This is a genomic window from Methylobacterium brachythecii (assembly GCF_014196345.1).
Classification (GTDB): Bacteria; Pseudomonadota; Alphaproteobacteria; order Rhizobiales; family Beijerinckiaceae; genus Methylobacterium; species Methylobacterium brachythecii.
Genome location: NZ_JACIDN010000003.1, coordinates 325,521 through 338,217 on the forward strand (window position 1 = coordinate 325,521; position 12,697 = coordinate 338,217).

Here is a 12,697-nt window from a genome sequence, read left to right on the forward strand (position 1 = left end):
CTCAGATCCCCGTTGGACAGCGGAATTCGCGCAGGGCCGGCAGGACCAGGGGATTCTGCACGGTGCTGGTCGTGAAACGCAGGGAGAGCTGGCGCGAGCCCGCCGTGATCGTCGCGACGACGGCGTCGCCCTGTTTCAAGATGGATCCGCCGTCGAGGAGCCGGAAGAGGGACCAGGTTCCGGTTTTCTCCAGGAGCACGCTTCCCCCGCTCGACGTGCCGAAGAAGCTCGGGGTACCCTCGATCTGAAGCGCCGTCCTCGCGGGCGTCGCGGGCCCGGGCCATTGCACGGTCACCGGCGTGTTCACGCCGCCTTGGGCGACCACGGCCGTTCCATTCATGTCCAGGGTCGCCTTGCCGGCGTCGCCGTTCAGAGACATCGGCGTCACCGAGAACGCGACCGCAGGCATGTTCCCACCGGTCGAGAAGAACGTATCGCGGATTTCAGCGGCGCGCTGAAACTCACGCAAGGTTGCCGCCGAGAGTCCCCGGGCGACCTGGTCGTCGACCCGCCAGGTCCATTGCGGACGGGAACGATCGGCGTGGCTCGCGAGATGCTGCGTAAAGAACTTGTCGAAGACCCCGTTCGGCGCGAACAGCTTCGCGAAGTCGGCGAGGGGCACCTCACGGTCGCTGTTGCGGGCGAAGGGGTAGCGGTTCACTGCGATCTGCTGGCAATCGCGCAGAACCTCGTCGGCAAGCGCCTTGCCGAGCTGGCTCACGGCAGCCCCTGCGGCATTGCCCTCGAATTCGTTGGCGACCTGCCGGATCATCGCCTCGAAAGGCTGCGGAAAGCGCGACGCCAGCGAGCGTAGGGCGGCGGTCTGCGTGACCAGGGCGTTGTTGGCAGGCGCCGACTGGTTGGGGTTGGTGGCTTCGAGCGCCGCGTTCTTGATCTCGTTGAGATTATTCACGAGGGCGTCCGTCGCACGCCGGCCGGCATCGCCCTCCATCAGCACGTGGAACGGGCGGAACGTCGCCTCGATGGACGCGCCGGGGGCCTGGTTTGCCGGGAGAGCGAAGCGGTCCGGAGCGCCCGCGCCGCCACCCGGCCGTCCCTCCATCGCCACGCGGCCGAGGGAGGTCGCCGTATCCGCGATGTTCGAGGGCAGCACGGAGCTGAGCGCCTTCTCCGCTTCTTTTCCGGCAGCGGCACCGAGCACGGCCTTGGCCTTGCCCGCCCGCGGATCGGCCGATCCGCGGGACGCGTCGGGACGCGTGGGACGCTCGCGCGTCAATCGCGTCTCGTCGATGATCGACTCGATGACGAGTTTGAGCGGCGAGGTCGGTGCCGCGATCGCCTGCAACGCGAGATAGCGCGGCTTGTCGGCGGTCAGCGAGCGGATCTTGAGCTTCTTCAGGTTCTGCGCCCAAGTCTGCTGAAATTCTCGCGAATAGACCCTCAAGAGGTCTGTGAAGAGCGAGCCGTACTGCGCCTTGTAGGCCTGCTGCTCGCCGGCGGAACCGAGCACCCAGCGATCACGCTCGGCAATGTCGGCGGCCTCTCCAAAGCGGTCGATGAAGGCTTCGAAGAATCCGTCGTAGGTGAAGAAGAACGGCACACGCACGGTCTCGAGATCGCCGCCGCCGACGGCTTCGAAGACGAGGCCGGCATCCGCCCCGGCAGCGCGCTGGACCGTCCAATCCCGGGAGAGGGCGCCGCGGGCATCGGATTTCAGGAGTTCGTAGGTGCGCTCGGCGATGCTGAGCCGCGCGAGCGTGCGCTGGCTGTCTTCGATCAGCGCCTGATTGAGGGAAACGAGCGGCGCGCTGCCGTCGTCGAGTTCGAGCATCGCCTGAAGGTGGTCTTCGAGGAGCTGCCGCCCCCTGGCGAAGCCGGCGCCCGGATAGAGGTTCTCGGTCCAGTCCCGACGGAACCAGCTCACGACGAGACCCCGGTCGAGAGGTCCCTCGGCCCGGGCGCCGAGCATCAGATAGACCTTGAGAGCTTCATAGACGAAGCCGGGATTGTTGCGGTTGGCTTCGAGCTGCTCCTCGAGCCGGAAGATCAGCCTTGGCCGAAACAGACGCTCCAGGCCGGCGCGGTAGCTCGTCTCTGCGGCCGAGCGCAGTCGCGGCCGTTGGCTGAGTCCGAAGGTCGCAAGGATCGGTTCGCCCTCGTCTCGACCGGCATAACCTGCCGGCAGGTAACGCAAGGAGTTGAGGAGCGGCAGCACCTTGGAGAAGTTGCGGTCGGCGATGACCGGCTCGCGCAACGTCTCCGCCGCGTCCGCACGATACTTGTTCGTGAGGGAGTTGGTGAGCGCGACGAGCTGCCCGTTATGCAGGTAGCTCGTCCACCACAGCCCGACGAGAACGGCGGAGGCGAGCGCCAGGGCTCCGTAAGCCCCGAGGCGCACGAGGTTGGTGCGCCGCATCGCCGCGCGGTTCGTCGAGACCCATCCCGCTTCGCCGATCACGACCTTCCGCATCAGGTCGGTCAGGAAGTAGCTCTTGCCCCGGCCGGAATACGAGGCCGCGGCGATGTCCTGCGAGCCGAAACTGCGCGACAGCGCGCCGATGATCTGGTCGATCGGCGTGCCTTCCTGGGTGCCTGAGGTGAAATAGAAGCCGCGAAGCGTCGCGTTGACATGGAAGCGGCTCGGTTCGAATACGCGGCCGAGGAAGTCGACGATGCGGGCGCGAGCCGCCGCGACCTGACTCGGGAAGCCGAACAGCACCACGCGCGACGTTGGGGCAACCTCGTCCTGGAGCCTGTCGGGCATCCACTCGTTCAGCCGCTCGACCAGCGCGTCGAACTCCGCCGGGACCTCGCCGATCATGTTGCGGGTCTTCTCGGCTGTCTGGAACGTATGTCCCCAGACCATCTGCCGATCGGTTTCCGAAAGCTGCCCGAAGAACTCCGTGAAACCCGAAACGAGGTCCGCCTTCGTGAAAACGGCGTAGACCGGGAAATCCACCTTCAGCCGATCGTGCAGCTCGACCAAGCGCTTGCGGATCGCGGTGGCGTGCTGCTCGATTTCCGTTTCATTGCCGGTCAGCACGTCTTCGAGGCTGATGGCGATGAGAACGCCGTTGATCGGCTGCTTGGGCCGCGTCCGGTGGAGCAGATCCAGGAAGGACAGCCAACTCGCCCGGTCGCCCTTGGGATCGGAATCCTGGGTGGTGTAGCGACCGGCCGTATCGATCAGGACGGCCTCTTCCGTGAACCACCAGTCGCAGTAACGGGTACCGCCGAGCCCGGCGACGGCCTCCGGCGTACGGCCCTTGGCGAGAGGAAATTTCAGTCCCGAGCGCACGAGCGCGGTCGTCTTCCCCGCTCCGGGCGGACCGATGATGACATACCAGGGCAGATCGTAAAGCGGGCTGCCCTTGCCGCCATGCGACTTCTTCAGCGTGGCGAGGGCATCGGCCATGCGCTCCTTGAGGACGTCGGCGTCACCCGTCGCGTCGGCTTGGTCGCCGGCAAGCTCGGCCTGCAGCGCGCGCGTCGCCTTCCGGCGACGATAGATCTCCCATCCGATCGTGCCGGCTACGCCGAGCCAGATCAGCACGCAGATGAGGACACGGACCCAGATGGGTTCGAGTGGCCGCACGTCGGCGATCGCGACGAGCGGCCCAGCCCACCAGAACAGGGCCGACAGCGCGAGCGCGCCGAGCAGGAGCGCCGCGAGGCGCAGCCAGGCCCGTAACGTCATCGGGTCCGCCTCGCGATGCCCCTGGCCATTCCCGTCACCCTCAGCGTTCGCGCGGAACGACGATGTCGACGCGCCGGTTGCGGGCGCGTCCCTCGGCCGTCTTGTTCGGGGCGATCGGCACGTCCGCGCCCTTGCCCTCGATCGTGATGCGATCGGGTTTGGAGAGGCCCGCCTTCAGGATGGTGGCGACGGCCTGCGCACGCGCCTCCGACAGGACGAAATTCGACGGGAACAGCACCGTCTTGATCGGGAAGATGTCGGTGTGGCCGACGACCTTGATCGGGCCGCTGCTCTTGTCGAGCAGGCCGGCGAGGCGCTGCAGGAGAGCCGTGAAAGCCGGTTTGACGCGTGCATCGGCGGGCGGGAACAACGCGGCCGCGATCCGGATCACGAGCTGATTGCCGTTCTCGACGACGGCGATGGAGTTGTCAGCGATCTCGGCCTTCAGGGCGTCCTGGAACCGGCCTGCCTGGCTCTCCGGCGGCGGAGGAGGGGGAGGCGGCGGAGGCGCGTAGATCCGGCGCTGGAGGCCGATTTCCGTATTCGGATGAAGGGAGACCAGCTCCGTCGCGACAGCTTCGGTGTTGCCGGTCAGAAGCGTCCTCAGCAGCAGGAACAACCCCAGGAGGACGGCGCCAACCACGGCCGCCGTCGCCCAGAGGGGAACCTGGACCCGAAACGCCTCCGAGGCGATCGCCTGTCCCTGCCAGCGCGGGGAGACCTCGCGGCCCACTGCGCGTGTGCGGCGCAGCAACTCATAGAGGTTGCGCTGGATCTGCTGGAGCGCGGCCGCTCCGCCACCGCTGGTGCGGTGCATGCCCTGGAAGCCGACGCCGAGGCAGGCATGGATCAGTTCGAGGAGATGAAAGTTGCTGCTCGGATCGACCTTGGCCTTCTCCAACTCCTCGAAGAAACGCACGCCGCCGACCCGCTCTCCGAAGAAGCGGCTCAGCATGCTGTATTGGGTCCAGACGTGACGCTCGTCGGTGGGAATGTTTTGGACGATGTCGTCCGCGGTCGCACAGACGATGTACTTGGCCGAACGCACCTGCTCAGGCGTGGCACCGGAGCCGCGGGTATCTTTCTCGAAATCGTCGATGCTCGCCGCGACCTGCTCCATCAGGTTCGAGAACGAGGCCGTCGACAACTGAACGCGCAGGCGGCCGAGCAGGAGGAGGAGGGGAGTCGCCGCGCGCAGGAACGGGTTGCTGTTCGGCGCGGTGACCACGTCCCGCTTGAGCACCAGCGCGCGGCTGCGATCGCCGGCTTCGGCAGAGGGTGGCGCAGGACGGTTCCGCGCGGACAGATCAGACAGCGCCCAATCGTCCGAGTCGGCTTGCGGCGGGGTCGGCTGCGGCAGCGGCTGGCGTTGCGGCGGGGGTTGAACAGGCACCTGCTCGGCCGGCCGCCGTCGGCCGCCCGGATCCGGCCGGATGATCGTACGGTCGCCGCGGCCGAAGGGATCGCTCACGGCAAGCCCTCTCCGCGCCGGGGCAGCCAGAGGCAGGTCTCACGCAGCCCGCGCGTTCTCACCGCCGCCCCTCCAGCACGGCCCAGAGCTCGAGCTCGAGCTGCGGCCAGTCTCCGGAGAAATGCATGCCGATCGAGCTCGCCACCGAGAACTCGGGCCATAGGGGCGATTGCCGGTCGAGCAAGAAATACAGGTGATCGGTGATCGCTCTGATCTGGGGAGGAGGCGCCGGCAGATGAACAATCGGCACGCCCGGCAGATGGGCATGGACGATCTCGTTCATCTTCGTGTTGGGCCCGATCTTGAACAGATGCGGAAACTGGCTCTGGATCTCCGTCAGCGGACGCCGGGCGGAGACTTCGAGGATCAGGCTGGCGTTCCGGAACAAGTTCCGATCGCGAATCATCGAGACGAAGGCGTTCGGCGCGCGCTCGATGATCTCCAGTCTGATCGCGCGACGGCCGAGCTGTGCCGACAGGAAGTCTTGGATATCGCGCAGCAAAGGCGCGAAAACGTTCTCGAGGTCGTCCTGGTCGTAGGCTGGATAGTCGCGCGCTCGCCGCTCCGCCGTCGTGAACGTTGCAAGTTCTCCGGCGATACGAAGAAACTCTTCGTAGAGACGCTCGGGGTGGACGTAGCGCGACTGCTCGAAATGGCGCAGCACGGGGATGTGCCGGTTGAGGAGTTGCAGGATGAAGTAGTCCGCGCTCTGGAGACCACCCCCTGCCGTTGGATCAGCAGCGTAGCGCGCGAGTTCTTCGAGCTTGTTGTCGATCCAGCCGATGACGCGCTCGATCCAGCCATGCACGACGGGATGGCTGCCGCAGGTCAGGACCGGCGGCGCGAAGGTTTCGTCGAAGACGATCGCTCGGTCGCGGACTTCGACGACCCGCGCGATCGGCAGGCCGACATAACCCGGCTTGGAGGTCTTGCGCAGCTCGTAGGCGAGGCGGGGATGGGCGACCTCGATGTCTTCCTCGACACGCAGGGCCGAGGTCGTGTCGATCAGCCTCGTGTTCGCCGGAACGAAACGGCTCGCGCTGTCGGCCTCTGCGCCCTCGACTTCTCGCGTGTTGGGTGAACCAATGGGCAGCGTCAGCCAGAGCACCTGCCGTCCAGCCGTTTCCGGAACGTCGATTGGGGGTGGTGAGGGCGACTCGGCCGGGATGTCGAAGGGCGTGCCGTCCGGCATGACCCCCGTGGCACGCCTCAGGGCGAATTTGCTCTGCTGAGCGAGATCCCGGTCGATCTCAAGTGTCGAGAAGCCCCACGGATACGGCGTCACGTGCCGTGTGCGGCTTTCGACCAGCCCCTCGACGTAACGGTCACTCTGCTGGAGATGATGGGGCCGCAGGAAAAGCCCCTCGGACCACACGACCTTGCTCTTCCAAGACATTGCCGCGCGCTCTCCGGGCGCTGAGTGGAAGGGTTACCGCTGGCTGCTCCGCGACGTCTGTCGCGAGGCCGGCTGCAGCGCGGCCGTCACTGGATGCATACCGGCTTTTTTTGGTCTGTCCAATGGCGCGAGACGTTTCTCGATCGCTTGCGACGGTGCCCCCTGTGCAAACCGTCCGCTATCGGCCCCGATCGTAGCAATCGGCGAAGAACATCATGAAGGCGTCGACCATTCCGTCCTCGTGCGGCGAGGAGAGGGCGGCCCATCGAGTCGCGTAGATGTCCCAGAGCCGTGCCTTGCGAGAGCCAAGCAAAGCGCCCAATCCCTTGTCCTTCTCGTCGGACGCCTCGACGCCCTCGGGGCTCAACTCGTCCAGCAGAAGCCGCAGGGCGTTCTGCATGGCCGCATAGGTCTTGATCTGATGGGTCTTCAGATCGCGGAACCCAGTATCCATGGCGCGGCGCGCTTCGAGATAACCACTCGACGGCCGGCCGAGCATGATGCGCAGGGCATCGTCCACGGTCGGAGCGAACTTGAGCGGATTGTTTTCGAGAGCCTGAATCGTGGTCTGGTTCGCCGCCTTGGCCGTCCGCTTGGACTCCGCGCGCGCAGCCAGCAATTGCTTGAGGCTCTCAGCGCTCAGGCGCAGCAAGACGCCGGCCTCTTCAGCAAGATCTCCGGAATCCTGCCAAGATAGGATTTCAGGTGCGATGCCGAGACCCGCGGCGAAGCGACGAACGAATTCCCCGTCATCGTTCGAGGACGAGGAAGGCCGTGGGTCCGGCCGCTTTCGAGGGGCGGCGTCGTCGTCGCCGAACGGGGAGGCCTCCCTCACCGGCTGCAGAGGAGGAACCGGCCGCTCCGCGGCTGCGCGAACGGGAGCGTCTTCGAAATCTGCGCTCCGGTCGGGCGATGCTCGCGGAGCCGAGGGCAGATCGGCCGCCCAAACCGACTCCGCCGCGGGTTCGGAGGCGGGACGCCGGGGACTCGGCATCTGCGGCCGGGGGGGAGGCGGTGGCTCCGGCGTGGTCCGTGCCCAATCCATCGCGTCGTCGCGTGGCCTCGGATTCGATCTCGGCTCGGACGGCAGGTCGACGGCCCAGTCGACGAAATCGGGTCGCACCGGTCGCGACGACGCAGCGGACCTGAGTTGGCTGCTTGGGATCGGTGCGGCGACCTCTCCGGACGGCTCCCAGAAATCTCCCGGCGCGACTGGATCGGCGACCATCGGCGACGCCGCCGGCTGATCCTCGTCGTCGACTTTCACGCGAATGATGTACCGGCCGATCTCCAGCCGGTCGCCGTTTTTCAGCCGATGGTTCTCCTGAAGACGTTGACCGCTCTGGTTGAGGAAGGTCCCGTTGCTCGAGACGTCCCGGATCCAATATCCGCCATCGCGATAGCGGACCTCGGCATGCTTGCCCGAGATCTCGCGATCCGGATCGGGCAAGGTCCAATCGAGATATTGGTCACGACCGATATCGATCCCCCGTCGGCCGGAAAGATCGATGCTCAACGGGCCGCCATCGGGGAGAACATCGAAGTTCTCGATCGTGAGGGTCAGGGTCATCGGCGGCCCTCCGACACCGAAGGGTGACCCGCGGCCGATCGCTCGGTCTCGTGGTGCCTCATGACGTGCGTCCCTCACGCGGTCGCATCAGCGGGATGCCCAGATCGACGCTGGCCTGCAGCTTGCTCGATCGATCGTGTGCCGTCACCGTCGCGAGCGCCACGAGAATGCCGGTTCGCACCGCTTTTGGCGTCATTTCGGGCGTTGCCGGCACCACGGCATGATTGTTGGGGCCGACATTTCCGCCGGACCAGCCTGCGGCGAGGGCGACCCAAGGCGTCGCCAGTCGATGGTTGCCTCCCATGCCGAGGCGCAAGGCGTCACGGCGCTTCAGGTCGTCGGGATCGCGCACCCATGACTCCGCGGCCTGGAGCGGCGCGTCCTCCTGGCCCATCCCGATGCCGAGCATGAGCCGGACGCTTTGTGCGGCCCACCAGACCGCTTCACGCCGTCCCAACGCGTAGGCCAACAGGCTGACTGCGTCCTCAGGCGTATCGCCGCGACGCAGCCTCTCCAGGAAGACGAGAGGAGGCTCGTCGCTCGGCGGCGCGCTGATGTCGCGCTCTGCACTCGGGAAGGCGGCAAAGATGTCTCGTGCGCTGCTGAAGCGGGAGCCGGTCATGCACGAGCCCGTTAGTTGAGAGTGATGAGGGGCGCCTTCTCCTCGATCTGCGCCGTGCCTTGCACGCTGATCTTCCCCCCTTCGATCGTGATGGAAGCCGGATCCATGGTGATCTTGCTGGCTCCGACTTCGAGGACGATCTTCGTTCCCGCCTTGATATGCACTTCCTGGGCGACGTCGGCCTTCCAGTTGCCGGTCTCGACCTTGAGCTTCTCGTCGCCCTTCTTCAGCGTCGTCTCGCGGGAAGGCTTGCCGCTCGGCGTATCGAAGGCGACGCCGATCTCACGTGTTTCCGAATTGCGAACCACCGATTCCAAGTCCTTTTCCGCCCGCATGGCAATTTTTTCCGACGATTTCTTATCGTCGAAGGTCAGCTGGTTGAAGCCGCCATGGCCCTTGGTCGAGTCAGACTTCATGCCCGAGACCGTCTTCTGGTCCGGCAGCTTGTATGGGTACGCGTAATCTTTGTTGTAGACCGTGCCGACGACGAGCGGCTGATCGGGATCGCCTTCCAGGAACTGAACGACGACTTCCTGGCCGACGCGCGGTATCACCTGAAATCCCCAGGATTTGCCTGACCACATCTGCGCGACGCGCACCGGGCGCGAAATCTTGTCCTTGTCTCGGTTCCAGTGGAACTGGATGAAAATCCGCCCTTCGTCATCGACGTCGATTTCTTCGCTTTCCTTGCCCTTCCGGGTCGTCACGACCGCGGTCTGAGGCCCCTGAATGCGCGGGCGCGGCGTGATCTGAGGGGCACGGAACGGGCGATCGACCGGCATGATCTCGTAGCTGCCACCGTAGAGTTCGCCCAGAGCGGCACCCTCGCCACTGCGATAGGTCTCCGGCGCGATGACGTGCCGGGCCGCGACGACGAGATATTGGCCGTCATCGGTCGGATGCTGGCGGATCGTCACCAGACCTCCGGGAAAGAGGCTCGCCGCATCCCCGGAAACGCTCCTGCGATGATCGACGGCCTGCTCGGCCTCGAGCCGCACCTTCATGCGCTTGTTGCCGAGATCCCGCTCGGTATACCGGCCCGGATAGTCGTAGGCCTCGAGCTTCGACTTCTCGTACTGCTCGGAACCCTCCGCGTCGGCCTTCAGATTCGCCGTGGGCTTCATGTAGTCGTAGTCCAGGGTCGCGAACTTGCCGGTTCGAAAGCTGCGTCCCGAACGCCAGTTCGATAGGTGCTCGCGCTCGCGCCGATCCATGCCGTCGAGCGCGATGAAGGGAATGGATCCGCCGCCCGCCGCTACAGGCTCATGGCAAGATCGCGAGTCGGCCAGGATGAGCTGATGCTTGCTCTCGCTGTGCTCGTAGAAGGTATAGATTCCCCACTCTTCCATGAGCCGCGTCACGAACTGCAAATCCGTTTCACGGTATTGGACGCAATATTCGATCTGGTCGTAATCGCCCTTTTGGGCCTTGATATCGAAATCCTTGAAGCCGGCATCCTTGAACACGGCCTCGATGATGGTCAGGACGCACTTGTCCTTGAAGATCCGGCAATCCGCCCGGCGCCCGAGGAGCCAGAGCCAGGGACGCAGCGTCAGGCGATAAGCATTCGATGCCTGCCTGATACCAGTCCATTCCGTATCCACGACGATGCCGTTGAAAAACCGGTCGACGCCGTCATAGGAACGAAATCTTACATGTGCATTTTTACCGAGCACCTTGTCGAAATTGTAGTTCGGGTCATCGCAGAGGGCGTCGATCTTGTATTCGAATAGTCGGCTCAGTCCTTCTTCACCTTCGAAGTGCATCAACACGAACTTATCGCGCCCTGCCGCCGTCACCAGTTCGGCGACCCGCTCTTTCTGGGAGAAGTTGCTTGAAGTACCAACACTCACAGCCATATCCGCGCTAGATTTTTGGAAGTAGCAGCGTTAAATCGTTCCGAGCAGCACGCAAGGATAGCGTGAATGTGTCCTCTGATTCGGATCTGCGCAATGACGAATGAGATTCGATCTTCATCGAAGGTTTTACTGCTCGCAACTATTGGATTAGTTACCATGGGCGCGCCAGTGCGAGCCGATCCAGCCTATAAGGCTTCGGATATCGTGGCCCATTTTTCCCCAACGAAAGCGCTTGGCGGGTCGCGCTCACTCTGCATCGGAACCGAGACCGAGTGTGCCAAAGCCATACCAGAGCAGTCTAAGCCTGTCGACGGCTTCGACCTGAAGGTCAACTTCGATTATAATTCCGATCGGCTGACCTCGGCGGCACGTTCAAACCTCGATGAGTTCGCGCGCGCGCTGAAGGACCCCAACCTCTCCGCATCGCACTTCCTCGTCGAGGGCCATACGGACGGCATGGGCAGCGACGCCTTCAATCTCGACCTGTCGATGCGCCGAGCCGCCGCGGTCGTGAAGTATCTGACGGTGCACGGCGTCGGGGACGATCGCCTCGAGGCGAAGGGTTACGGGAAGCAGAAGCCGCTCGTCTCCGATCTGATGTCTAGCGAGAACCGGCGGGTCGAGACCCGCCTGCGCAACCAGTAGGCGCACGACGGAGGTGGCGCTCGAACTCGATTACACGAAGCTCGTCGAACCCTTATCGTCCGACGCACCATGCGGCGAGGATCTCGACGAAGTCGGCGACCTCGACTTCCTGAATCAGACCTCCCATGTCGAGAGCCTGCTCCCGGCAAGCTTCTTCACGAGAGACGACGAAGGGCGCCAGCAGCCCTTCGACCGTGCCAGCATCGACTTCAACCGGGAGAACAAGGCGCTTCTCGCCCTGCTCGACCGGACGCGCGACCTGCGGGTGCTGACCCTGCTTGCGCGACTGGCGATGCTCAATCGCGACCTCGCTGGCTTCGCCAAGGCCCTGGCGGCGATCGTCTCGCTGCTCGATGCGCACTGGGATGCCGTTCATCCGCGCGGTGAGGGCGGCGACTACGAGCTTCGCGGAGCAGTCCTGCAAGGGCTCGACGATACGGCGACCGTGATCCTGCCCCTGCAGCACGTCGTGCTGGCCCAAAGCCGGCGCCATGGTGCGATCAGTTTCCGCACCATGATGGTGGCGAATGGCGAGATCCCGCCACGTGAGGGTGAGCCGGCGCTCGATCGGAGCGCGATCGAGCACGCGATCGATGAGGGCGAGCCGGAATCGAGGCAAGCTCAGGCTGACGCGCTCCAGCGCATATCGGACGAGGTCGCCCGTTTGTCGGCGGTGACGATCGCGCGGGGCGGCTATGAAAGTGCCGTCAAGCTCGATCGTCTGGGCTCTCTCGTCGGGCGCATCTGGAGCCTCGTCGGCAAGACCGGCGGCCCAGCACCGGGAGAGGAGGCCGCGCCAGCGGGCGACGGCGAAGTGGCCGCGGTTGCAGACACCAAGCCCTCGGTTCCTCGCGCCTCCGGCAAGATCGCGACCGCGGCCGATGCCGCCGCCGCCTTGGCCGCGGCAGCGGGATATCTCCGGAGCAGAGAGCCTTCGAGCCCAGCCGAGATCCTGGTGCGGCAGGCGCAGATGCTCGTCGGCAAATCGTTCATCGAGGTGATGCGTATCCTGATGCCCAATCGCGCGGACGAGGCGGTCTTCGCGATCGGGAGCAATCGCGGATTGCGATTGACGTTCGATCAGCTCGCCTCCGTGCCCGATGATCCAGGCGGCTCTTCTGCGGATGCGTGGACCGAGACCGGCCAGGACGAGGGGGAAGACGCCACGGTGGCACCCGCCGTCTCATTCTCAGCCGGAAGCCGGGCCGAGGCCGTGGCGCTGCTGAAGGAAGCCGGCACCTATTTTCGCAGCAACGAGCCCGCCAGCCCGATCCCGCTCCTCATCGACAAGGCGATCGGCGTCGCCGACCGGGACTTCCTGGCCATTCTGCGCGACGTGCTCCCTGAAGAATAATGCCGATTCCGGTGACGCCGACATGGCGTCGGGAGCCTGGATTGGCCTGCATATGGACGCAACTTGGCTCTTGCGTCGGGCGCCAGAATCTGTTGGACTGTTTTTGGAATTCCGCGAGGACA

General features: G+C 64.9%; 8 protein-coding genes. 2 read left to right on the forward strand and 6 right to left on the reverse strand.

The window, feature by feature from the left end; all coding sequences use genetic code 11:
- Position 1 precedes the first annotated feature (1 nt).
- The 6 genes from tssM to GGR33_RS09220 form a co-directional block, all read right to left on the reverse strand.
- On the reverse strand, positions 2-3,658 hold the full coding sequence (gene tssM / locus GGR33_RS09195) for a type VI secretion system membrane subunit TssM (RefSeq protein ID WP_183504236.1): 3,657 nt from the start codon (positions 3,656-3,658) through the stop codon (positions 2-4).
- Between the two features lie 40 nt (positions 3,659-3,698).
- Positions 3,699-5,129: a type IVB secretion system protein IcmH/DotU gene (gene icmH / locus GGR33_RS09200; RefSeq protein ID WP_183504238.1), complete on the reverse strand. Its 1,431-nt coding sequence runs from the start codon at positions 5,127-5,129 to the stop codon at positions 3,699-3,701.
- A 58-nt stretch (positions 5,130-5,187) separates the two neighbouring features.
- Positions 5,188-6,525 carry a type VI secretion system baseplate subunit TssK gene (gene tssK, locus GGR33_RS09205; protein ID WP_183504246.1) on the reverse strand — a complete coding sequence of 446 codons (1,338 nt, stop codon included), beginning with the start codon at positions 6,523-6,525 and terminating at the stop codon, positions 5,188-5,190.
- 178 nt (positions 6,526-6,703) lie between these two features.
- Entirely contained in the window at positions 6,704-8,095 is a 1,392-nt protein-coding gene (tagH, locus tag GGR33_RS09210) for a type VI secretion system-associated FHA domain protein TagH (protein ID WP_183504248.1), read from the reverse strand.
- A 58-nt stretch (positions 8,096-8,153) separates the two neighbouring features.
- Complete coding sequence (locus tag GGR33_RS09215) at positions 8,154-8,717, reverse strand: DUF6931 family protein (protein WP_183504250.1); 564 nt, start codon at positions 8,715-8,717, stop codon at positions 8,154-8,156.
- Between the two features lie 11 nt (positions 8,718-8,728).
- Positions 8,729-10,576, reverse strand: coding sequence for a type VI secretion system Vgr family protein (locus GGR33_RS09220; RefSeq protein ID WP_183504252.1), 1,848 nt, complete (start codon positions 10,574-10,576; stop codon positions 8,729-8,731).
- 93 nt (positions 10,577-10,669) lie between these two features.
- Here GGR33_RS09220 and GGR33_RS09225 point away from each other — a divergent pair, with 93 nt between their 5' ends.
- Together GGR33_RS09225 and GGR33_RS09230 are read left to right on the forward strand one after the other, a co-directional pair.
- Complete coding sequence (locus GGR33_RS09225; protein ID WP_183504254.1) at positions 10,670-11,221, forward strand: OmpA family protein; 552 nt, start codon at positions 10,670-10,672, stop codon at positions 11,219-11,221.
- Positions 11,222-11,234: 13 nt separating this feature from the next.
- Positions 11,235-12,575, forward strand: coding sequence for a type VI secretion system protein TssA (locus GGR33_RS09230; RefSeq protein WP_183504256.1), 1,341 nt, complete (start codon positions 11,235-11,237; stop codon positions 12,573-12,575).
- The last annotated feature ends 122 nt before the right edge of the window (positions 12,576-12,697 follow it).

Excerpts from the sequence above, each read along its gene's own strand:
- GGR33_RS09225 (WP_183504254.1), top strand. The coding sequence starts at position 10,670 with ATGACGAATGAGATTCGATCTTCATCGAAGGTTTTACTGCTCGCAACT.
- tagH (WP_183504248.1), bottom strand. The coding sequence starts at position 8,095 with ATGACCCTGACCCTCACGATCGAGAACTTCGATGTTCTCCCCGATGGC.
- tssM (WP_183504236.1), bottom strand. The coding sequence starts at position 3,658 with ATGACGTTACGGGCCTGGCTGCGCCTCGCGGCGCTCCTGCTCGGCGCG.
- tssK (WP_183504246.1), bottom strand. The coding sequence starts at position 6,525 with ATGTCTTGGAAGAGCAAGGTCGTGTGGTCCGAGGGGCTTTTCCTGCGG.
- GGR33_RS09215 (WP_183504250.1), bottom strand. The coding sequence starts at position 8,717 with ATGACCGGCTCCCGCTTCAGCAGCGCACGAGACATCTTTGCCGCCTTC.
- GGR33_RS09220 (WP_183504252.1), bottom strand. The coding sequence starts at position 10,576 with ATGGCTGTGAGTGTTGGTACTTCAAGCAACTTCTCCCAGAAAGAGCGG.